Source organism: Kitasatospora putterlickiae, assembly GCF_039527695.1.
In the GTDB taxonomy this organism is placed as follows: domain Bacteria; phylum Actinomycetota; class Actinomycetes; order Streptomycetales; family Streptomycetaceae; genus Kitasatospora; species Kitasatospora putterlickiae.
Map to the genome: position 1 here is coordinate 1 of NZ_BAAAKJ010000116.1, position 22,575 is coordinate 22,575.

The following is a 22,575-nucleotide window of genomic DNA, read 5'->3' on the forward strand; positions in this document are numbered from 1 at the left end:
CGCGGCCGCCGCCTCCAGCTCGGTCTCCCGGGCCTGCGCCTGCGCGGCCGAGATGCGGGCGTCGCGGGCCGCCTCGGCGGTGGTGCGGGTGTCGTACGCGCGGGCGTCGGCGGGCTTGCGCACGTCGATCTGGAGCTGCTGCTCCATGCGCCGGGCCTCCAGTTCGGCGACCCGGGTCTCCTGGACCACCACCTCCTGCCGGGCGGCCGCGTCGGCGAGCGGCCCGGCCTGCCGGGCGCGGGCGGTGGCGGTGTCCATCTCGGCCTGGTACGAGGACTGCTGGATCTCGCTGTCGCGGGTCGCCTCGGCCTTGCGGGCGGCGGCCTCCTGCTCGGCCTCGGTGGCCAGCCGGTCCGCCGCGGCCTGGGCGATCCGGGCGTCGCGCTGGACGGCGGCGGCGTGCGGGATGGCGAGGTTCTTGATGTAGCCGGTCGGGTCGATGATCTCCTGGATCTGCAGGGTGTCGATGATCAGCCCGAGCTTCTCCATCTCCATCCCGGAGGCGGACCTGGTCTCGCCGGTGAGCCGCTCGCGGTCGCGGATCATGTCCTCGACGGTGAGACCGCCGACGATCGAGCGCAGGTGCCCGGCGAAGACGTTGTGGACGCGCTGGCTGATCAGTTTCTGCTGGTCCAGGAAGCGGCGGGCGGCGTTGGCGATCGACACCTCGTCGTCACCGACCTTGAAGATCACCACGCCCTTCACCCGGACCGGGATGCCCTGCGTGGTGACGCACTCGACGTTCAGGTCGGCCTCGTTGAGGTCCAGCGACAGCCGCCGGACCCCCTGCAGACCGGGGGTGACGAAGGTGCCGCGACCGGTGACGATCCGGAAGCCCAGGCCGTCGCCGACCCCCTCGGTGCGGTGCCGGGAACCGGAGATGATCAGTGCCTCGTTCGGTTCGGCCACCCGCCACATGAGTTTGAAGAGCGTGACCCCGATGATCAGTGCCGCGGCGGCCGCCCCGGCGATGATGAGTCCCATGGTTCAACTCCCCCTTCCGGCGCAGGAGATGCGCCGGTTCGGATTGTCCGCCCGGGCCGGTCCGGGGAAAAGGGAAGTGACATGACGGCCCGTCACAAGGTCGTCACCGGGCGGTCATGGGAGCGTCACGGGCCGATCGGCGCCACGTACACGGTCCTCGGCGGCTGGTACTCGATCACCACCACCGGCGTCCCGACCGTCAGCCGGTCGCCCGGCACGGCCAGGTAGGCGAGGAACGCCTCGGCGCCCTGACGCTCCGGTACGTGCACCATCACCTCGCCGACCAGTCCGGCACCCACCGCCCCGGTCACCCGCCCCGTGCTCCCGACCACGCCGGCCTCCTCGACTCGTCGACTACCGGGCCAGTCTGCCCGCAGCGGCCCCCTCCCGTCCCCCGTTCACCCTCCGGACCTCGACGTTCCCCCTCCAGGACCCCCTCTGGACCTCCGGCGATCGGCTCGCTACGGTGTTGGACGTCATGCGCGGGCAACACCGCCTGCGGACGCGGGAGCTCGGAGCACCGGGCTGAGAGGGCGCTGAGCGGGACGTCGACGGACGGACCGGCGGCTGCGTCGACCGCAGGAACCTGACCGGGTAATGCCGGCGTAGGGAGTTTGAGGTCCGATGACCACCTTTGAGGCACAGCCGCAGTCTGCCCACGCCCGGTCCGGCGAGGGCGCCGTCAGCAGCGCGGGCACCGGCTATCCCACCCCGGCCTGGCGCAAGGCCCACCGCGAGGGGTCCCGCCCCGACCTGCGCGTGCCGTACCGCGAGGTCGTGCTCACCAACGGCAGGACCGTCCCGCTGTACGACACCTCCGGGCCGTACACCGACCCGGACCACCGGCCCGACGTGCGGCGCGGCCTGCCCGCGCTGCGCGACGCCTGGATCCGCGGGCGCGGCGACGTCGAGGAGTACGACGGCCGCGAGGCGCGTCCCGAGGACGACGGCATCCGGCACACCTCGCCGCGCGGCGGCGACCTGCGCAACCTCGACGCCGTCTTCCCCGGCCGCCCGCGCCGCCCGCTGCGCGGCCGCGACGGCGCCGTCAGCCAGCTCGGGTACGCCAAGCGCGGCCTCGTGACCCCCGAGATGGAGTTCGTCGCCCTGCGCGAGGGCCTGGAGCCCGAGTTCGTCCGCGAGGAGGTCGCCCGCGGCCGGGCCGTCATCCCGGTCAACGTGAACCACCCCGAGGTCGAGCCGGCGATCATCGGCACCAACTTCCTGGTGAAGATCAACGCCAACATCGGCAACTCCGCCGTCACCTCCTCGATCGAGGAGGAGGTGGAGAAGATGACCTGGGCCACCCGCTGGGGCGCCGACACCGTCATGGACCTCTCCACCGGCCGCAACATCCACACCACCCGCGAGTGGATCCTGCGCAACTCCCCCGTGCCGATCGGCACCGTGCCGCTCTACCAGGCCCTGGAGAAGGTAGACGGCAAGGCCGAGGAACTGAGCTGGGACGTCTACCGCGACACCGTCGTCGAGCAGTGCGAGCAGGGCGTCGACTACATGACGGTGCACGCCGGCGTGCTGCTGCGCTACGTGCCGCTGACCGCCCGCCGCAAGACCGGCATCGTCTCGCGCGGCGGTTCGATCATGGCCGCCTGGTGCCTGGCGCACCACCGGGAGAACTTCCTCTACACCAACTTCGAGGAACTCTGCGACATCCTCGCGAGCTACGACGTCACCTTCTCCCTCGGTGACGGCCTGCGCCCCGGCTCGATCGCCGACGCCAACGACGAGGCGCAGTTCGCCGAGCTGCGGACGCTGGGCGAGCTGGGCCGGATCGCCCGCGCCAAGGACGTCCAGGTGATGATCGAGGGCCCGGGCCACGTCCCGATGCACAAGATCAAGGAGAACATGGATCTCCAGAAGGAGATCTGCGACGAGGCCCCCTTCTACACCCTGGGCCCGCTCACCACCGACGTCGCGCCCGGCTACGACCACATCACCTCGGGCATCGGCGCGGCGATGATCGCCTGGTGGGGCACCGCGATGCTCTGCTACGTCACGCCCAAGGAGCACCTGGGCCTGCCCAACCGCGACGACGTGAAGACCGGCGTCATCACCTACAAGATCGCCGCCCACGCCGCCGACCTCGCCAAGGGCCACCCCGGCGCCCAGGCCTGGGACGACGCCCTCTCCGACGCCCGCTTCGAGTTCCGCTGGGAGGACCAGTTCAACCTGGCCCTCGACCCCGAGACGGCCCGCGCCTTCCACGACGAGACCCTCCCCGCCGAACCCGCCAAGACCGCCCACTTCTGCTCGATGTGCGGCCCGAAGTTCTGTTCGATGAAGATCTCCCAGAAGATCCGCGACGAGCACGGCGACGGAGCCAGCGCCGTCGAGTCCGGCTACGGCGCCGAGGCCCTCGCCGGGATGGCCGAGAAGTCCGCCGAGTTCGCCGCCCAGGGCAACAAGGTCTACCTGCCGCTGGTCGACTGATGGAGGAGTGACGAGGGCGCTGTTCCCCGACGCCGGAGGGTCGTCGTGGGACAGCGTCTCGTTCTCAGCGCGCCGGTCCGCCCCGGCGGACTTCGAGATCGAGTTCTCTGGTGTCCACGAGCGGAACCTCTCCGTCGTGCGCCGCCGGTTCGCGGCGGACGATCCGGTCCGGATGCCTCTCCACCGGGCGTCAGGCCGCGTCCTCGGGGTACCAGCGGAGTTCGACGGTGTTGCCGTCCGGGTCCCGCACGTAGAGGGAGGTGGCGTCGCCGCGGGCGCCGTAGCGCGTGACCGGGCCCTCCAGGACGGTGAAGGCGCCGGAGTCGACGACCTCCTGCCAGTCGAGCGGCTCGACGGTGAGACAGATGTGGTCGACGTTGGACTCGCCGCGCGAGCGGTCGGTCAGGTCGATGATGGTGTCGGGGGTGATCCGGACGGACGGGAAGGGGGCCCGGCCGGCCCGCCATTCGTCGACGCGGACCGGCTCCAGCCCGAGCAGTCCGCTGTAGAACTCCAGCGAGCGCTCGACGTCGCCGACGTTGAGGACGAGGTGGTCGAAGGCCTTCACGCGGAGGGCGGTCATGGGGGGGCTCCAGTCGGGGTGGGCTCGGTCGGACGGACCCTTCCACGATCCGCCGGACGGCCGCCGCGATCAAGGCCGTTTCTGTCGACTCGGGGGGAATGCCGCCCCCGTGAACAGGTGGTTGCACGCCAACACGGGGACCGGACGGTCCGCGGCCCGCGTGACTCGCGGCCGACCAGGAGCGGCCCGGCCGCGGGAACCGCACCGCCCCGGAAGGCCGGGGCCTACCGGGGCGGTCGTCGTTCCGGAGCGGGAAGCGGGGGAGCCGGAAGCGGGGGAGCCGGACGATCAGGAGACGGCCGGGACCGGGGGCCGCGGCTCGACGGCGGGGTTCTTGTGGCGGCGGAACTCTCTGAGGGTGACCACGACCACGCCGACGGCCACGCCGCCCATCACCACCGCGAGCAGCACCCAGGTCCGGGCGGAGTAGTTGTACTCGCCCAGGCGCTCGGCCGACGGGGCCCGCAGGAAGGCCATGTAGGCCGCCAGCGAGGACAGCTGGGTCAGGAACGGCGCGAACCAGAGCCGGCGCGGCAGGAGGAACGCGGCGATCAGGGTGAGCACGTCGGCCACGTAGAAGTAGCGGTCGTGCATGGACGGCAGCAGGAACGGCACCACGAGCGCCGAGCAGGTCGCCAGCAGCACCACCTGGTCGTCGCTCAGCCCGACGTGTCCCTCGTCGCGGCGCCAGGCGGCCCGGCCGGTTCGGGAGAGGACGGCGAGCGTGACCAGCGTGAGCACCACCGCGCCGGCGATCACGACGCCCGCGGTGCGGATGTTCGCGGCCTGCTCGGCGGACGCCGGCCGGTCGATGAACTGGTACACCGAGGGCGCGTTCATGGTGAGTTGCTGGTAGGCCCCGGTCTGCCGGGCGTAGACGGTGAGCAGCTTGACCGGGTCGGCGCCGAGCAGGAGGGCCGGGACGTCCAGTGCGAGGTACACGCCGGGTATGGCGAGCAGCGTGTACCAGGGGATCCGCCGGACGGCGAGCAGGACCAGCAGGAACGGGAAGACGAAGACGGTCTGCAGCTTGAAGGCCAGGGCGAAGCCGAGCATGGCGCAGGCCCACCACGGGCGGTGGCGGAGCACGAAGTAGAGGCCGCCGACGATGAACGCGGTGTAGATCGAGTCCGCCTGGGCCCACCAGCCGCTGTTGACGGCGACCGTGGGCAGCAGCAGTACCGCCCCGCCGGCGGCGATCGGCCGCCAGTCGTCGGGCCGCGGGTGGCGGAGGGCGACGATCCGGAAGACGAAAAAGGCCAGGAGCAGGTCGAACGCGATCGAGACGATCTTGGTTCCGATGAGTGCCGAAACCGGGAGATAGGTCAGCGCCGCCAGCAGGTAGAGGTACGGGACGTTGTAATCCGAGAACCCCGATTCCTCGATCGCCAGGAATCCGCCGTTCTCGTCCAGCGTGCGGTGCCAGTTCGCCAGGAAGTACATGAAATCCACGGACTCCCGGTCCGCCATCAACGCGCGGACCGCAAGGCCCGTGGCCACCAGCCCGGCAATGATGGCAATACGGGCAACGGGGAGTTGAAGCCCCGGTGTCCTGGATTTTTCGGACGTGTCGGAATTCCCCTCGGTTTGGTCCATGTCTGTTTTATCCCCTCTCCAGTAAAAGGAAGGCGATCCAGATCTACCCCACACCAGAGGGCACATTAAACCGGAGGGAATCGGCGGACTTCCGCGCGGGGGACGGCTGGTTCGTGCTCGGAGGTCGTCGGCGCAGGTCAGTACGGGCGCGGCGGCGGACCCGGCGCGGGCCGGGGCACGCGGACGCGGCCCGGCCGCACGCCGGAACGGTGTTCGTCCGGCGGCGGTGCGTCGGGCAGGGCGGCGCGGGGGCGGGTCAGACCGGCAGGCGGGCGACCAGCAGACGGCCCTCCATCGTCACGCCGCCGTCCATGGCGACGGCCAGGTCGTCCGCGTAGACGTACGGGCCCGGGACGTGCGGCGGCATGCCGTCGTCCGCGTGCACCGCGCCGGTGAGGTACGGGATCGGGCTGTGCCCGTGCACCACCCGCACGCCGCCGTAGGCGTCCAGCAGCTCGCGGACGGCCATCGGGCCGGCGTCGCCGCGGAAGGCGAACCGCTTGGTGAACCGGCGGAAGCAGTCCCACCACTCGTCGACGCCCTCGTCCGCGAGCAGGTCGTGGACGGCGTCGTTGACCTCGGCGATGGACTCGCCGTACTCCAGGTACGCGGTGGTGTCGGAGTGCAGCAGCAGGTGGCCGTCCTCCAGGGCGATCGCCGGGAGCCGGGACAGCCAGCTGATGTGGTGCGCCTCCAGGCGCTCCAGGTCGCTCTGCTGGCCGCCGTTGAGCCGCCAGGCGGCGAGGAAGGAGGCGGTGCCGGCGGTGGACTGGACCGCCTCGTCGCCGTACTTGGCGGCGCCCAGGAAGAGCAGTTCGTGATTGCCCATCAGGGCACGGCAGTAGCCGCCGGCCGCGGCCGCCTCGGCGGCGAGCTGCATGACCAGGTCGATGACGCCGATGCCGTCCGGGCCGCGGTCGGTGAAGTCGCCGAGGAACCAGATCCGGGCGCGGCCGGCCGACCAGTGGCCGTCGGCGTCGATGATGCCCTGGTGGCGCAGCTCGGCGCGGAGCTCGTCGAGGTAGCCGTGCACGTCGCCGACCACGTAGAGCGGGCCGGGCGGCTCGCCGGGGCCGGGGGCCGGGTACGGGTGGTAGGGCAGGCCGGGTTCGGCGAGCGGGGGGCCGAGCTCGATGGTCGGCGGGTCGTCGCTCTGGTGCCCGTCGTGGCCGTCGTGGCCGGTCGGGGCGTGCACGGTGTGGCCGTGGTCGGGGCCGGCGGCCGGCCAGTGCTGTTCGAGGTAGCGGGCGCCGCCGTAGCCGCTGTAGGTCTCGGCCTCGTACCCGCCTCCGGCGTATTCGGCGGCGGGTTCCGGTTCGTAATAGGTGCCGTACGGCAGCACGTCGAGGTCCGGCTGGTGGCGGGGGCCTGAGTCCGGGTGTTCAGGCCCGGGGAAGCGGTCCTCGGGTGTCATTCGCCCATCATAGGAAGACCACTCTCCCGGCGTCGTCACCTGGTGGGTATCCAATCCTCCGGAGCGTCAGCCGGTCGGTCCGTCAGGTCCGTTTTGTCCCGACTCGGCAGGGGGTGAGCCGCACGCCCGGTGGGTGCGGCCCGGGGTCACACCTCGCCCGGCGGGCGGGGCGGGCTGACCGTGGTGCGCGGGCTCCGCCGTTGGGAGGAGGCGCGGACGATGAGTTCGGTGGGCATCAGGGTGCCGGGCGGCGGGCCGGTGCCGGCGGTGCGGAAGCGCGGCGGGAAGAGCCGGGCGATGTCGACGCCGGTGCCGGAGTCCACCCCCTCGATGGCGTCGATCAGCAGGTTCACCACGGTGGTGCCGATCCGCCGGGGCTTGAGCGACAGGGTGGTGATGGGCGGCTCGGTGGTCGCGTAGACGTCGCTCTCGCTGCAGCAGACCAGCAGCAGGTCGTCGGGCACCCGCAGGCCGTAGCGGCGGGCGGCGGCGAGCAGGTCGGTGCCGTTGGGGTCGAACAGGCCGTAGACGGCGTCCGGCCGGTCGGGGCGGGCGAGCAGCCGGTCGGCGGCGACGGCGCCGGCGGCCGGGTCGTGCGCGGGGTAGGTCTCGTAGACCGGCTCCTGGCCGACCTTGGCGCACCAGCCGAGGTAGGCCTCGGTGGAGAGCCGGGTGTAGGTGTCGGTGCTGGTGCCGGTGAGCAGGCCGATCCGGCGGGCGCCGGCCTCCGAGAGGTGGTCGAGGATGCCGAGCACGGCGGCCTCGTGGTCGTTGTCGACCCAGGCGGTGACCGGGCAGTTGCCCGGCTTGCCGTCGCTGACCACCGGGACGCCGGACCGGTACAGCTCGCTCACCAGCGGGTCCTGGTCGGGCGGGTCGATCACCACGGTGCCGTCCAGGGCGATGTTGCCCCAGACGTCGTGCCGGGAGGAGGCGGGCAGCACCACCAGCGCGTAGCCGCGGCCCAGGGCGGCGCTGGTGGCGGCCCTGGCCATCTCGGCGAAGTAGGCGAACTCGGTGAAGGTGAACGGCTCTTCGCCGTAGGTGGTGACGGTCAGCCCGATCAGGCCGGACCGTCCGGTGCGCAGGGTCCGCGCGGCCGCCGAGGGGCGGTAGCCGAGGCGCTCGGCGACTTCGCGCACCCGGCTTCTGGTCTCGTCGGGCAGGCGGCCCTTCCCGTTCAGCGCGTCGGAGACGGTGGTGATCGACACTCCGGCGGCTGCTGCCACATCCCGGATGCCGGCCCGCTCCAGACGCCGTGAGGTGGTGGGACGCCGACCGCTCTGGTTGGCTGCTGCTGTCATGGCGGACCGATCGTATGGCTCCTGACAAGGGTCTGTGACCGGCGCATTGGGAGCCTGTGGAGATACGTTTCTCCATGAGTGAGCCCGTGTGCGCCCCTTCGATCCCCGGACGGAACCAGCCGGTTTACCTCTGACATGTGCCAAAGGAACCCGGCAGAATGGCTGATCTGCACGTGTAACCCGACCGGGCATCTCACCCCTACGGGTGAGTGCGATCGGTATCGTTCAGGGCACCCGACCGGGGTGGACCGGGTGCGTTCCGAATCCCGGGCACGGCGGCGATCCCGACCGTGGCGGGCGAACGCAGCGGAAGAACAGAAGGAGAGACCGACCGTGACCGCAGCACAGGGGCCCCGCCTCAGGCCGACCCTGGACGGCATTCCCACCTACAAGCCGGGCAAGCCCGCCGGCGCCGACGCGTACAAGCTGTCCTCCAACGAGAACCCCTACGAGCCGCTTCCGGGCGTGCTGGAGGCGGCGGTCGCGGCGGCCGGCAAGCTCAACCGCTACCCGGACATGGCCGGCACCGAGCTGACCGCCGTGCTGGCCGAGCGCTTCGGCGTGCCCGCCGAGCACATCGCCACCGGCACCGGCTCGGTCGGCGTCGCCCAGTCGCTGATCCTGGCCACCGCCGGCCCCGGCGACGAGGTGGTCTTCGCCTGGCGCTCCTTCGAGGCCTACCCGATCATCACCCAGGTCGCCGGCGCGACCCCGGTCCCGGTACCGCTCACCGCCGGCGGCGACCACGACCTGGACGCGATGCTGGCCGCGGTCACCGAGCGGACCCGGCTGATCTTCGTCTGCAACCCCAACAACCCCACCGGCAACGTGATCCACCGCGCCGAGCTGGAGCGGTTCCTGGACGCCGTCCCGTCCGACGTGCTGATCGTCGTCGACGAGGCGTACATCGAGTTCATCCGCGACCCCGAGGTGCCCAACGGCGTCGACCTCTACCGCGACCGCCCGAACGTCTGCGTGCTGCGCACCTTCTCCAAGGCCTACGGCCTGGCCGGGATGCGGGTCGGCTTCGCGATCGCGCACGAGCCGGTGGCCAACGCGCTGCGCAAGACCGCGGTGCCGTTCGGCGTCACCCAGCTCGCCCAGGACGCCGCCGTCGCCTCGCTGCGGGCCGAGGACGCCCTGATGGTCCGGGTGGACGCGCTGGTGGAGGAGCGGACCCGGGTGGTGACCGCGCTGCGCGCCCAGGGCTGGCGGATCCCGGACTCGCAGGCCAACTTCGTCTGGCTCGAACTCGGCGAGCGCTCGCAGGAGTTCGCGGCGGCGTGCGCCGAGGCCGGGGTGATCGTCCGCCCGTTCCCGGAGGGCGTGCGCATCTCCATCGGCGAGGTCGAGGGCAACTCGATCTTCCTCTCGGTGGCGGAGGCGTTCCGCAAGGAGCTGTAGTCCGACCCGCGTCCGCGGCGGAGCGTGGCCGGCCCGGTGGGGCCGCCCGCTCCGCCTCGGTGTTTCCGGGCCCCGCCCGCTGCCCGCCGCCCGGCGTACCGGTGTCCGGCGCCACCCGAACCGCGGCCTGTGCCCGGGTCGGCGACCTGCGGCCCGGCCGGAGCGTCACGGTGGCGGGCACCGCGGCCGGCGCCGCGACCGGCGCGACGGCCGGCAGGAACGGGGGCGGCTCGGCCCGCACCGGCGTCACCGGGGCGCTGGGCGCCGAANNNNCCGCCGGCCCGGGCGGCGGCTCCCGATCCGCGTCCGGAGGCTGACCCCGGCCGCCCCGGACGCCCGCGCGGCCCGCCGCCGAAGCCGTGCGCACACCACCCAGGCCCGCCCCGTGGGTCTGTCCGCACAAAAACGCCCGATAAGGTGTTAATCCAACATTCATCGATGGCTCATAGCCTCCCCGGGCTAGCCTCAAGCTGAAACGCCATCGTCCGACCGGGAGGCGGAACCCCCGTGCAAGGCACTGTGTCGACACCAGGAACCTCGGCGGTGAACAACGGCGGCCAGGGGGAGGCCTACCTCCTCGTCGTCGACGACGAACCGAACATCCGCGAACTGCTGTCCGCCTCGCTCCGCTTCTCCGGCTTCCGGGTGGCCTCGGCCGCGACCGGCGCCGAGGCGCTCCGGCTGATCGCCGCCGACCGCCCCGACCTGGTCGTCCTCGACGTGATGCTGCCCGACCTCGACGGCTTCACCGTCGTCGAGCGGCTGCGCGAGCAGACCAGCCGCGGCCTCATCGCCGGCCCCGCCCACGGGCACCCCGGGGACCACCTGCCGGTGCTCTTCCTCACCGCCAAGGACGGCGTCGGCGACAAGGTCCAGGGCCTTGCCGCGGGCGCCGACGACTACGTGACCAAGCCGTTCAGCCTGGAGGAGCTGATCGCCCGGATCCGCGCCATCCTGCGCCGCTCCGGCGGACCGGCCGAGGACGGGCGGCTGGTCGTCGCCGACCTCGTGCTCGACCCGATAGCCCACGAGGTCACCCGCGGCGGTGCCGTCGTCGCGCTCTCCCCGACCGAGTTCAAGCTGCTGCACTACCTGATGGCCAACGTCGGCCGGGTGGTCTCCAAGGCGCAGATCCTCGACCACGTGTGGGCCTACGACTTCGGCGGCGACCTCTCCATCGTCGAGTCCTACATCTCCTACCTGCGCCGCAAGCTCGACTCCGGCCCGGCGCACGGGCCCAAGCTGATCCACACCGTGCGCGGCATCGGCTACGCCCTGCGCCGTCCGCCGCAGGGCTGAGCGGGACGGAGTTGACCGCCGTCCTGTCCCGCCGCCTCGGCCGGCTGTCGCTGCGCGCCCGGCTGCTGGTGCTCGTCCTCGTGCTGGTCACCACCGGGCTAGTGATCAGCGACACCATGGTGCTCGGCAGCGTCCGGCACCAGCTGGTGCAGCGGCTCGACGAACAGCTGGAGCGCTACGCCGAGCCGCTCGCCCGGCGCGCGCCGTCCCGGCTCAACTGGCCGGACGCCAAGCAGCCGCAGGTGCCGGCGGCCGGCGGCAAGCGCTCCGCCCCCCAGTACCTGGCCACCCTGCCCAGCCAGTACCTGGTCCAGTACCTGTCGGCCGACGGCAAGGTGCAGTTCGTGGTGCGCCAGCCGGTCTCCGAGAGCGACCCGGCGCCGCAGCCCGCCGCCTTCGACCCCGCCGGGGCCGACCCCGACGCCCCCTTCGACCTGCCCGACCAGCACGGCGGCCGGCACCGCTGGCGGGCGGTGGTGCTGCCGGTCCAGCGGCAGAACACCCAGGCCGGCGTCTTCGCCGCGCCCGCGCCCAGCTCCGCGTACGTGATGGTCGCGGTCTCCCGGGAGGACATCGACAGCACCGTCGCCCGGCTGCGAACCGCCTTCCTCGGCATCGGCGGCGGCGTGCTGGTGGTGATCGCCGCGCTCGGCTTCTTCGCCGTCCGGACCGGGCTGCGGCCGCTGCGCCGGATCGAGGAGGGCGCCGAGCTGATCGCCGCCGGCGAGCTCTCCCACCGGATGCCCGCGCTGCCGCCGAACACCGAGGTCGGCCGGCTCTCCATCGCGCTGAACGGCATGCTGGCGCAGATCGAGTGCGCGTTCGCCGCCCGCGCCGAGTCCGAGGCCCGGATGCGGCGGTTCGTCGCGGACGCCTCGCACGAGCTGCGCACCCCGCTGGCCGGTATCCGCGGCTTCGCCGAGCTGTACCGGATGGGCGCCCTGCCGACCGAGGCCGACGTCCGCCGCACCATGGGCCGGATCGAGAACGAGGCGGTGCGGATGGGCACCCTGGTCGAGGACCTGCTGGTGCTCGCCCGGCTCGACGAGGAACGCCCGCTCGACCTCGCCCCGATGGACCTGCGCACGCTCGCCGCCGACGCCCTGCACGACCTCGTCGCGCTCGACCCGAGCCGCCCGGTCGCGCTCACCGGCCCGGCCGGCAGCGGCCCGCCCGGGCCCGCCCCGGTGCTCGGCGACGAGGCCCGGCTGCGCCAGGTGGTCACCAACCTGGTCGGCAACGCCGTCAAGCACACGCCGTCCGGCACCCCGGTGCGGATCGGGGTGGGCTCCGACGACGGCCTCTGCCTGCTGGAGGTCGCCGACGCGGGCCCCGGTCTCACGGCCGACCAGGCCGCCCTGGTCTTCCACCGCTTCTACCGCGTCGACGCCTCCCGAAGCCGCCACGACCAGCGCGGCGGCGCCGGCCTCGGCCTCGCCATCGCCACCGCCCTCACCCACGCCCACGGCGGCGCCCTCACCCTCCACACCGCCCCCGGCACCGGCGCCACCTTCCGCCTCGAACTCCCCCACCAGCGCTGAAACCCCCCGATCGAGTGAACTGCGCTCACCTGGCCTTGCCACTGGCCGTCGGCATGTGAGGCTACGGCCGTGGCTTGTGCGGGACCGCGCGGGCTGATCACCCTGGACGGGAATGAGGGGTGTCTCACTGTTCGCGCTCGTAGCCGAGGAGACCGTCGTGGACCTGGACCAGGCGCTGTGGCAGGTGTGGAAGGCGATGGAGGTCCCCGAGGGCTTCCGCGCGGAACTCATTGAGGGGGCCATCGAGATGTCGCCGACCGGTGGGACGCGTCACTTCAACGTCAATCGGCGCGTCTTCCGAGCGCTCCACGACCACCTGCGAGGCAGCGGTTGGGGCCCGGCCAACGACGGCAACGTCATCCACGGACTCAAGGTCGCGGTTCCTGATGTCTTCGTCGTCCCTGACGATGTCGAGGAGATCGAACACCCCGAGGGCCTCGGAGTGCTCGCCTCGGGTGTCGCCCTGGTGGTCGAGGCGGTCTCGCCCGGCAGCGCGAACCGTCGCCGTGACCGCGTCCTCAAACACCGCGCCTACGCGACCGCCGGCATCCCCGTGTACGTGATCATCGACGACTACGACTACGACGACGGCGGCGCCGTCACCGTCCTCACCGGCCCCGACCCGGAGCGCGGCGCCTACGCGCGGTCGGAGCGGACGCCGTACGGTGCGCAGGCCGTGATTCCGGAGGGGCCCGCGAAGGGGTTCCCGATCGGTCCGGAGATCACCGGGGGCCGGCAGGATTGACCTCCTCCTCCAGCAGGCCCCGGGCGAGGAGGCCGGCCTGGAAGCGGGAGGTGGCGCCGAGGGCGGTCATGAGGTCGGCGACGCGGCGGCGGTAGGTGCGCAGGGAGACGCCGAGGAGGCGGGCTCCGGTCTCGTCGGTGTGGCCGGCGGCGAGGGTGCGCAGGATGTGGCGGGCCTGGTCGGTGAGCGGGGGCGGCGGGGCGGCGCAGTCGGCGAGGTCGGTGGCGGTCTCCCAGGTGGCGCGGAACAGCGAGCGCACGCCGTCGACGACTTCCGGGGCGTGCACCACGGTGTAGGTGAGGACGCCGCGCACCGGGGCGCCGGCCAGGATCGCGGTGCGCCGGTCGATGACGATGGCCTCCCGGGCGAGCGGCCCGTCGGAGATCCGGACCTCGATGCCGCTCGCGGCGATCCGCCGCAGCCGCCGGTGCTGCTCGGGGTCGGCGAGGGCGCGCCGGCTGTACAGCTTGCGCATGGTCAGGCCGGGGAGGACGTGCGGCCGCTTCCCTTCCCGGAAGGCCGCGTTGACGCCCGCCGACCAGGTCGCCAGATCGGCGGCGGCGACCAGGAACTCCTCGCGTGAGGCGACGAACAGGTGGCCGGCCCGCTGGACGAGCTCGCGTTCGCCGTGCAGGGTGATGATCCGATCGGTGCTCATGGCAGCAAGCTGCCAGATCGGACGGCGGTCCGGCGAGCCCGGGTGAGGCTGAGTGCCATGACGACGACTCCTGAGGCCTCCGCGGCCGGCACCTTCCTCCTCGGCGGCGAACTGCCGGTGTCCCGCATGGGCTTCGGCGCGATGAAGCTGCCCTCCCGCGACTGGGAGGGGCCCGCCTGCGACCCGGAGCAGAGCCTGCGGGTGCTGCGCCGGGCGGCGGAGCTGGGCGTCGACCACATCGACACCGCCTGGTTCTACTTCTTCCGCGACGTCTCCGCCAACGGCCTGATCCGGCGGGCCCTGCACCCCTACCGGGACGACCTGGTGATCGCCACCAAGGTCGGCCCCGGCCGTGAGCCGGACGGGAGCTGGATGGACCCGGCGGACCGGGACGCCCTGCGCGCGGCGGTCCACCGCGATCTGCGCGCCCTCGGCGTGGACCGGCTCGACCTGGTCTACCTGCGCCGGCTGCCCAGCCAGTCCTCGATCGCCGAACCGTTCGCCGCGCTCGCCGAGTTGCGCGCGGAGGGGCTGATCCGGCAGCTGGGCGTCAGCAACGTGAACGCCGCCCAGCTCGCCGAGGCGGAGGCGCTCGCCCCGGTGGCCGCGGTGCAGAACAGGTTCAGCGTGCTGGAGCGCGACGAGGCGGACGAGCGGCTGCTGGCCGACTGCGCCGAGCGGGGCATCGCGTTCGTCCCGTTCTACCCGCTGGGCGGCACCGGCGTGCCCGACCACCCGGCGCTGCGCCGGGTCGCCGAGCGGTACGGCGCCACCCGGGCCCAGGTGATGGTGGCCTGGCTGCTGGCGCTCTCGCCGGCGATCCTCGCCATTCCGGGCACCTCCTCGCCGGCCCACCTGGAGGAGAACATCGCCGCCGCCGCGCTGCGCCTGGACGCGGTGGACCTCGCGGACCTCGCTGAGCTGACAGCCCCTGTTAAGTAGGATTATCTGACCAATCCTGCGCCTGGTTTCCCGGTCGGACGGCCGGGAAGGGCCTCGCCCGTACGCGAAGGTCCCGCAAGTCCCAGGAGATCCGGATGGCAGCGTCAGCAGCGTCCTCAGCGTCGGCCCCACGCCCCGGGGTCTCCTTCCGCCGGGACCTCTCGGAGTGGCGGATCGTGCTCGTCGCCTGGCGGCTCCTGGTGCTCCAGGCGTCCCACCCGGTGGTCGCGGCCGGGATGGAGGAGCACTCCACCTACCGCGGCCACCCCTGGCGGCGGATCGAGCACACCCTCGGCAGCGGGCGGCGGCTCTTCCAGGCCGACCAGGAGCAGCTCTGGCGCGAGGTCAAGCGGCTCGACCGGGCGCACCGGCGGATCCGCGGCACCACCGAGGACGGCCGGACCTACGACGCCCACGACCCGGCCACCCGGGCCTGGGTGCTGCTCACCCTCTTCGAATCGGTCGCCGCGATGCGGGAGTTGAGCGGAGATCCCTACTCGGCCGACGAACTCGAAGAGCTCTACCGGGAGTTCGCCGAGATCGCGGCGGTGTTCGGGCTGCCCGCCGGGGAGTTGCCCGCGACCGCCGCCGAGCTGCCCGGCTACCTGCGGCGGACCACCGCCGAGCGGCTGGAGTTCACCGGGACGGCGCGCCACCTGCTGTACGACATGCTGCACGAGGCGCCCTGCCCGCGCCGGCTGCGCTTCCTCGGGCCGGCCGGCTGGCGGGCGCTGCGGTGGGCGGTGGCCAAGGTGGTCACCGAGCTGACCGTCGCGGACCTCCCGGCGGTGTACCGCGAGCGGTTCGGCCTGGTCCGCACCCGTCGGGGGGCGCTGCTCTCCCGGGTGCTGCACGGCGTCGGCCGGATGGCGCTGACCCGGCTGCCGGACCGCTTGCGCTACCGCGCCCCGGGCGTGCGCCCGCCGTCCCGCCCCCGGCGGATGCCGCGCCAGGACACCCGGCCGCCCCGGCTGGACCGGTTCTTCCGGGAGGTCCTCGACCAGACCGGGGACGGCTGGCTCACCGCCCGCGACCTGCAGGCGATGGCGCACAACGTCTGCTGGCGGCTGGAGCTCACCGAGGACGGCGAGGCCCGGGTGTACGCCGCGTTCGAGGCGTGGTGGGAGCAGTTGCGGGCGGGCATGGACGCCGACGGCGACGGCCGGATCAGCCGGGAGGAGTACGTCACCGCGACGCTGGCCGGCTGCGACCGGGACCCGGAGTACCTGGAGGGCGGCCTGCTGCCCGCCCTGCGGGCGGTCTTCGCGGCCGCCGACACCGACGGCGACGGCCTGCTGGACTTCGCCGAGTACCGGGTCCTGTTCGACGGCCGCCGGGTGCACCCGGCCGAACTCTCGCACGGCTTCCGCCAGCTGGACACCGACGGGGACGGCGTGATCACCGCCCCGGAGTTCCTGCGCGGCTTCGTCGACTACTTCACCGCCCGCGCCCCCTCCGCCTCCGGCACCCAACTCCTCGGCCACGCCTGACGGTGCGTCAGCTGTTTCGCAGGGCGGCCTCGGTGTCGGCGACCAGCGACCGGGCGGCGTCCACGGTGGCGGTGAGTGCCGTCGGCCCGTCGCCGGGGGCGGCGAGCAGGGCGCGGGCGCGCGGGCCGAAGCCGTCCGGGGCGCCGGGCAGCGTCTCGGCGACGGCGAGGGCGCCCTTCTCGTTGAGGCACCAGCGGCGGTCCGCCGCGTACAGCGCCTGCACCAGGACGCCGAGGGCGCGGGAGAGGCAGAGCGCGACGTACAGGGTGTCGTCGCGGGCCGCGCCCTTGGCGGCCCCGTCGAGCAGGAACCCGGCCTCCCAGGTGCTCCCGGTCAGGGCGGCCCGCAGTGGTTCGGGGTAGCCGGCGTACGCGGCCCGGCGTTCGGTCAGCGCGCCGGACGGGTCGGCGAGCACCTGTCCGAGCGCCAGCTCGCCGACGTAGCAGGGCGACCAGAAGCCGAGCGGGTGTCCGGCCTGGACGCCCACCTCGTAGCGGCCGGCCAGGCAGTCGGCCCGGACCCGGTCGACCCGGTCGAGGTCGCGCAGGATCCAGTCCACCCGGCCGAGGCCCTCGACGGTGAGCCAGGCGCCGCCGTCCACCCACGGCCCCCAGCCGCCCGGGCCGGTCACCTCGACGCCCGGTCCGGCGACCTCGCGCAGCGCGTCGAGGTCGGGGGCTCCGCGGTAGTAGAGGCCGAGGTCCCAGTCCGACTCCGGCCGGTGCTCGCCCCGGGCCCGGCTGCCGCCGAGCATGACGCCCACCACTCCCGGCACGGCGGCCAGGCGCCCGGCCATCCCTTCGACGATCGTTCGCACGGGCGGAGTCTGGCACGGCTCCGGGGCGGGCGTCCTCGAATCCGCAGCCCTGGAGGATCCGGCGGTTGTCAATGTGCGGATCGTCCGGATTTTCCGCGGCGTGCGCCCGGTCGCTCGTTGTGGTCCGACGAGCCCGTTCGCAGACTGTGCGCACGGCATCGCTGCCGGTCAAACCCCACCCCGCCTGCTTTTCACCTGTAAGAGTGGTGGATACTGATGCTTGTGAACGTGTTCACGTTCACAAGCGGACAAGCTTGCGCGCTTGGGCAGCGGTCTCCCGCTATAGATGAAGTTTGTCCTGAAATGTGACCTCAGAGGGTCGGTTGGAGAGAGGGCGACGTGGAACTGGCAATCGCTCACGAGACCATCGCGCGATGGCAATTCGGCATCACCACCGTCTACCACTTCCTCTTCGTCCCGCTCACCATCAGCCTCGCCGCGATCGTCGCCGGGCTGGAGACCGCGTGGGTGCGGACGAACAAGGAGAAGTACTTCCACGCCACCAAGTTCTGGGGCAAGCTCTTCCTGATCAACATCGCGATGGGCGTGGTCACCGGGATCGTCCAGGAGTTCCAGTTCGGCATGAACTGGTCCGACTACTCCCGCTTCGTCGGCGACGTCTTCGGCGCCCCGCTCGCGATGGAGGCGCTGATCGCCTTCTTCTTCGAGTCGACCTTCATCGGCCTGTGGATCTTCGGCTGGGACAAGCTGCCCAGGAAGCTGCACTGCGCCTGCATCTGGATGGTCGCGCTCGGCACCGTGCTCTCCGCCTACTTCATCCTGGCGGCCAACTCCTGGATGCAGCACCCGGTCGGCTACGCGATCGACCCGGCCACCGGGAAGGCCCAGCTCAACGACATCGCCCGGGTGCTGTTCCAGGACACCACCGTCACCGTCGTCCTGCACACCCTGACCGCGGCCTTCCTCACCGGCGCCGCGTTCGTGGTCGGCATCGCCTCCTTCCACCTCTGGAAGGCCAAGCGCAAGCCGCAGACCGCCAACCCCAAGCGGGTCGCCGCGATGCGCACCTCGCTGCGGCTCGGCCTGGTCCTCGCCGTCATCGCCGGCCTCGGCACCGCGCTCAGCGGCGACCAGCTCGCCAAGGTCATGTTCCGCCAGCAGCCGATGAAGATGGCCGCCGCCGAGGCGCTCTGGGACACCAAGGCCCCCGCGCCGTTCTCGGTCTTCGCGGTCGGCGACGTCGGCAAGGGCCACAACTCGGTCGAGCTGGAGATCCCCGCGGCGCTGTCCTTCCTCGCCAACAGCGACTTCAGCTCCTCCGTCCCCGGCATCAACGACACCGCCGCCGCCGAGGCCGCCAAGTACGGCGGCGACCCCAAGGACTACATCCCGAGCATCTTCGTCACCTACTGGGGCTTCCGCCTCATGATCGGCTTCGGGATGACCTCCTTCGTGGCCGGCCTGATCGGACTCTGGACCACCCGCAAGAAGCGCTTCCTGGCCCCGGAGTTCCGCACCGGCGACGACGAGGTGCCGAGGCTGATGCTCACCCCGAAGCGCGAGCTGGGCCCGTTCCTCACCAAGTGGAGCTGGCGGATCGGGATGCTCACCATGGGCTTCCCGCTGATCGCCAACAGCTTCGGCTGGATCTTCACCGAGATGGGCCGCCAGCCCTGGGCGGTCTTCGGCCTGATGACCACCGCCAGCGCCGTCTCGCCCAACGTGAGCGTCGGCACCCAGATCGGCGCACTGGCCACCTTCACCGGGCTGTACGCGATCCTCGCCGTCATCGAGGTCAGGCTGCTGGTCAAGTACGCCAAGGCCGGCCCGGCCACCGACGAGCGGCCGCCCGCCAAGGACCCGTCCCTGCGCGGCCCGTCCTCGGACGAAGACGCCGACAAGCCGCTCGCCTTCGCCTACTGAGGCCCCCGAGGATCGATAGGACCGACACACCATGGAACTTCACGACGTCTGGTTCGTCCTGATCGCCGTCCTCTGGATCGGCTACTTCTTCCTGGAGGGCTTCGACTTCGGCATCGGCGTCCTCACCAAGACGCTGGCCCGGAACACCACCGAACGGCGGGTGCTGATCAACACCATCGGCCCGGTCTGGGACGGCAACGAGGTCTGGCTGCTGACCGCGGGCGGCGCCACCTTCGCGGCCTTCCCGGACTGGTACGCCACCCTGTTCAGCGGCTTCTACCTCCCGCTGCTGATCATCCTGGTCTGCCTGATCGTGCGCGGCGTCGCCTTCGAGTACCGGGCCAAGCGGCCCGAGCCGCGCTGGCAGCGCAACTGGGAGGAGGCGATCTTCTGGACCTCGCTGATCCCGTCCTTCCTCTGGGGCGTCGCCTTCGCCAACATCGTGCGCGGCGTCGACATCGACGCCGAGAAGAACTTCGTCGGCGGCTTCTGGGACCTGCTCAACCCGTACGCGCTGCTCGGCGGCCTGGTGACGCTCGTCCTGTTCGTCTTCCACGGCGCGGTGTTCGCCGCGCTCAAGACGGTCGGCGAGATCCGCGAGCGGGCCCGGGCCACCGCCCTGCGCGCCGGACTGGCGACGGCGGCGCTCGCCGCGGTCTTCCTGATCTGGACCCAGGCCGACCACGGCAACGGCTGGAGCCTCGTCGCCCTGGTGATCGCCGTGCTCGCGCTGGTCGGCTCGCTCGCCGCCAACCAGGTGGGCCGCGAGGGCTGGGCGTTCGTCCTCTCGGGCGCCACCGTGGTCGCCGCCGTCGCGATGCTCTTCCTGTCGCTCTTCCCGGACGTCATGCCGTCCACGCTCAACCCGGACTGGAGCCTGACCGTGACCAACGCGGCCTCCTCGCCCTACACGCTCAAGCTGATGACCGTCGTCGCGGTGATCTTCACCCCGCTCGTGCTGCTCTACCAGGGCTGGACGTACTGGGTGTTCCGCAAGCGGATCGGCGTCCAGCACATCCCCGGGCACGACCCGGCCGCCGCCCTCGACAAGGCCTGACGCCGTGAAGCCGGTCGACCCCCGACTCCTCGGGTACGCCCGCACCACCCGGGTCTTCCTCGCCGGGACCGTCCTCCTCGGCGCGGCGAACGCGGCCCTGGTGGTCGCCCAGGCGGGCCTGATCGCCGAGCTCGTGGTCCGCGGCTTCCAGCGGCGGGACGGGCTCGACGAGCTCACCGCGCCGCTGGCGCTGCTGGTGCTCACCGCGATCGGGCGCGGGCTGGTCGGCTGGCTCACCGAACTGACCGCGCACCGGTCCGTCGCCCGGGTGAAGTCCACCCTGCGGCGCCGGCTGCTCGACCACGCCACCGCGCTCGGCCCGGCCCACCTGGCGGGCCGGCGCACCGGCGAACTCACCGCCCTCGCCACCCGGGGGATCGACGCGCTCGACGACTACTTCGCCCGCTACCTGCCGCAGCTGGCGCTCGCCGTGATCGTCCCGGCCACCGTGCTGCTGCGGATCGTCGGCGCCGACGCCACCTCGGCCGCGATCATCGCCGGCACCCTGCCGCTGATCCCGCTGTTCATGGTGCTGATCGGGATGGCCACCCAGGCCCGGATGGACCGCCAGTGGACCACCCTCGCCCGGCTCTCCCACCACTTCCTGGACGTGGTGGCCGGACTGCCCACGCTCAAGGTCTTCAACCGGGCCCGCGCCCAGGCCGCCACCATCACCCGGATCACCGCCGACTACCGCCGGGCCACCCTGCGCACCCTGCGGATCGCCTTCATCTCCTCCTTCGCCCTGGAACTGCTCTCCACCCTCTCGGTCGCGCTGGTCGCCGTCTCGATCGGCTTCCGGCTGGTGAACGGAAGCCTCGACCTGGAGACCGGGCTGCTGATCCTGATCCTCGCCCCCGAGGTCTACTTCCCGATCCGCCAGGTCGGCGCGCTCTACCACTCCAGCGTCGAGGGCCTGACCGCCGCCGACCGGGTCTTCGAGGTGCTCCAGACCCCGCTGCCGGCCGCCGGCACGGTGCCCGCGCCCGCGCTCGGCGGGGCCGTCGTCGAGGCCGACGGTCTCACCGTGCGCTTCCCCGACCGCACCGCGCCCGCGCTCGACGGCGCCGCGCTGGTACTGCGGCCGGGCGAGACCGTCGCGCTCACCGGCCCGTCCGGCGCCGGAAAGTCCACCCTGCTCGGCGTCCTGCTCGGCCTCACCGCCCCGGACGCCGGCACCGTGCGGATCACCGCCGCCGACGGGCGCGTCCACGACCTGGCCGACCTGGACCCGGCGAGCTGGCGGCGGCAGATCGCCTGGGTGCCGCAGCACCCGCACCTGTTCGCCGGCACCGTCGGCGACAACCTGCGGCTCTACCGGCCCGAGGCCACCGACGAGCAGCTGTGGACGGCGCTGCGCTCGGCGCACGCCCTCGACTTCGTCACCCGGCTGGACACTCCGCTCGGCGAGGACGGCGCCGGACTCTCCGCCGGCCAGCGCCAGCGGCTCGCGCTCGCCCGGGTGCTGCTCGCCGACGACCGGCCGCTCGTCCTGCTCGACGAGCCCACCGCCAACCTCGACGGCGCCTCCGAGGCGGCCGTGGTGGACGCCGTCCGCGCGCTGGCCGCCGACCCGGCGCGCACCGTGCTGCTGGTCGCGCACCGGCCCGCGCTGCTGGCCGCCGCCGACCGGCGGGTCCGGCTGGACGGGCCCGCCGCTCCCCCGGCCGCCCCCGGCTCCCCGGCGGACGTCCCGGTGCCCGCGCACCGCGGCCTCCCGACCCCGCCGGCCCCCCGGGACGGCCCGGAGTCCGGCCCGGACGCGGTCCAGCCCCGCCTGGCCCTCTCCGTCCTGCTCGGCGCCCTCGCCCTCGGCTGCGCCGTCGCGCTGATGGCCACCTCCGGCTACCTCATCTCCTACGCCTCCGAGATGCCGCCGGTCCTCTACCTGATGATGGCCGTCACCTCGGTGCGCGCCTTCGGCATCGGCCGCAGCGTCTTCCGCTACGCCGAGCGGCTGGTCTCGCACGACGCCGTGCTGCGCTGCCTCGGCACCCTGCGTGCCGCCGTCTACCGCCGGCTCACCGTGCTCGCCCCGGCCGCGCTGCCCGCGTTCCGGCGCGGCGACCTGCTCTCCCGGCTGGTCGCCGACGTCGACGCCGTCCAGGACCACTACCTGCGCTGGCGCCTGCCGGCCGCCGTGGCCGTGGTGGTCTCGCTGGCCTCCGCCGTCGCCATGGGCGCCTTCCTGCCCGCCGCCGGGCTGGTGCTCGGCGCCGGCCTGCTGCTCGCCGGGCTGGCGGTGCCCACGCTGGCCGCCCGCTGGTCGGCCGCCGCCGAACGCCGCCAGGCCCCGGCGCGCGGACGGCTCGCCACCACCGTGCTGGAGGCGTTCAGCGGAACGGCCGAGCTGACCGTGGCCGGCGCGCTGCCCGGCCGGCTCGCCGCCGTCCGCGCCGCCGAGTC

Annotated in this window: 18 protein-coding genes; 10 read left to right on the forward strand and 8 right to left on the reverse strand. The window is 72.7% G+C overall.

The genetic code is table 11. From position 1 onward, the window contains the following. Together ABD308_RS12095 and ABD308_RS12100 are read right to left on the reverse strand one after the other, a co-directional pair. Positions 1-984, reverse strand: a 984-nt coding sequence (locus ABD308_RS12095) for an SPFH domain-containing protein (protein WP_344332446.1), incomplete at its 3' end; no start/stop codon positions are given. Positions 985-1,109: 125 nt separating this feature from the next. Then, positions 1,110-1,316: a hypothetical protein gene (locus ABD308_RS12100; RefSeq protein ID WP_344332448.1), complete on the reverse strand. Its 207-nt coding sequence runs from the start codon at positions 1,314-1,316 to the stop codon at positions 1,110-1,112. Positions 1,317-1,608: 292 nt separating this feature from the next. Between ABD308_RS12100 and thiC the strand changes: the two genes are divergently transcribed. After that, entirely contained in the window at positions 1,609-3,435 is a 1,827-nt protein-coding gene (gene thiC / locus ABD308_RS12105) for a phosphomethylpyrimidine synthase ThiC (RefSeq protein ID WP_344332452.1), read from the forward strand. 190 nt (positions 3,436-3,625) lie between these two features. Here thiC and ABD308_RS12110 read toward each other — a convergent pair whose 3' ends face one another. The 4 genes from ABD308_RS12110 to ABD308_RS12125 form a co-directional block, all read right to left on the reverse strand. Continuing rightward, positions 3,626-4,018, reverse strand: a complete 393-nt coding sequence (locus ABD308_RS12110; RefSeq protein ID WP_344332455.1) for a VOC family protein — start codon at positions 4,016-4,018, stop codon at positions 3,626-3,628. Between the two features lie 288 nt (positions 4,019-4,306). After that, positions 4,307-5,518 (reverse strand): hypothetical protein, encoded by a 1,212-nt coding sequence (locus tag ABD308_RS12115; protein WP_344332456.1) that lies wholly within the window; start codon positions 5,516-5,518, stop codon positions 4,307-4,309. 352 nt (positions 5,519-5,870) lie between these two features. Then, a complete protein-coding gene (locus tag ABD308_RS12120; protein WP_344332457.1) occupies positions 5,871-7,028 on the reverse strand; it encodes a metallophosphoesterase in 1,158 nt (385 codons plus the stop codon). A 146-nt stretch (positions 7,029-7,174) separates the two neighbouring features. Next, a complete protein-coding gene (locus tag ABD308_RS12125; RefSeq protein ID WP_078879728.1) occupies positions 7,175-8,332 on the reverse strand; it encodes a LacI family DNA-binding transcriptional regulator in 1,158 nt (385 codons plus the stop codon). Between the two features lie 333 nt (positions 8,333-8,665). Here ABD308_RS12125 and hisC point away from each other — a divergent pair, with 333 nt between their 5' ends. From hisC to ABD308_RS12145, 4 genes are all read left to right on the forward strand, one after another. After that, positions 8,666-9,736, forward strand: coding sequence for a histidinol-phosphate transaminase (hisC, locus tag ABD308_RS12130; RefSeq protein WP_344332460.1), 1,071 nt, complete (start codon positions 8,666-8,668; stop codon positions 9,734-9,736). A 543-nt stretch (positions 9,737-10,279) separates the two neighbouring features. Continuing rightward, positions 10,280-11,035 carry a response regulator transcription factor gene (locus ABD308_RS12135; protein WP_344332462.1) on the forward strand — a complete coding sequence of 252 codons (756 nt, stop codon included), beginning with the start codon at positions 10,280-10,282 and terminating at the stop codon, positions 11,033-11,035. An 11-nt stretch (positions 11,036-11,046) separates the two neighbouring features. After that, the gene (locus tag ABD308_RS12140; protein WP_344332465.1) at positions 11,047-12,576 is read left to right on the forward strand and encodes a sensor histidine kinase; all 1,530 of its coding nucleotides are present in this window, start codon (positions 11,047-11,049) and stop codon (positions 12,574-12,576) included. A gap of 112 nt (positions 12,577-12,688) precedes the next feature. Next, complete coding sequence (locus tag ABD308_RS12145) at positions 12,689-13,321, forward strand: Uma2 family endonuclease (protein ID WP_344332468.1); 633 nt, start codon at positions 12,689-12,691, stop codon at positions 13,319-13,321. On the opposite strand, the gene ABD308_RS12150 is transcribed toward ABD308_RS12145, so the two are convergent. Beyond that, a complete protein-coding gene (locus tag ABD308_RS12150) occupies positions 13,299-13,979 on the reverse strand; it encodes a helix-turn-helix transcriptional regulator (RefSeq protein ID WP_344332471.1) in 681 nt (226 codons plus the stop codon). The genes ABD308_RS12145 and ABD308_RS12150 overlap by 23 nt on opposite strands. 57 nt (positions 13,980-14,036) lie before the next feature. Here ABD308_RS12150 and ABD308_RS12155 point away from each other — a divergent pair, with 57 nt between their 5' ends. After that, positions 14,037-14,921 (forward strand): aldo/keto reductase, encoded by an 885-nt coding sequence (locus ABD308_RS12155; protein ID WP_344332473.1) that lies wholly within the window; start codon positions 14,037-14,039, stop codon positions 14,919-14,921. Between the two features lie 95 nt (positions 14,922-15,016). Further along, entirely contained in the window at positions 15,017-16,411 is a 1,395-nt protein-coding gene (locus ABD308_RS12160) for an oxygenase MpaB family protein (RefSeq protein ID WP_344332476.1), read from the forward strand. A 7-nt stretch (positions 16,412-16,418) separates the two neighbouring features. Here the strand turns inward: ABD308_RS12160 and ABD308_RS12165 are convergent, their stop codons facing one another. Next, on the reverse strand, positions 16,419-17,207 hold the full coding sequence (locus tag ABD308_RS12165) for a nucleotidyltransferase domain-containing protein (RefSeq protein WP_344332516.1): 789 nt from the start codon (positions 17,205-17,207) through the stop codon (positions 16,419-16,421). Between the two features lie 360 nt (positions 17,208-17,567). Between ABD308_RS12165 and ABD308_RS12170 the strand changes: the two genes are divergently transcribed. The 3 genes from ABD308_RS12170 to cydD form a co-directional block, all read left to right on the forward strand. Further along, positions 17,568-19,112 carry a cytochrome ubiquinol oxidase subunit I gene (locus tag ABD308_RS12170; RefSeq protein WP_344332481.1) on the forward strand — a complete coding sequence of 515 codons (1,545 nt, stop codon included), beginning with the start codon at positions 17,568-17,570 and terminating at the stop codon, positions 19,110-19,112. Between the two features lie 31 nt (positions 19,113-19,143). Beyond that, entirely contained in the window at positions 19,144-20,169 is a 1,026-nt protein-coding gene (gene cydB, locus ABD308_RS12175; RefSeq protein ID WP_344332485.1) for a cytochrome d ubiquinol oxidase subunit II, read from the forward strand. Between the two features lie 4 nt (positions 20,170-20,173). Then, positions 20,174-22,575: thiol reductant ABC exporter subunit CydD (cydD, locus tag ABD308_RS12180; protein ID WP_344332489.1), on the forward strand; the 2,402-nt coding region annotated here is incomplete at its 3' end.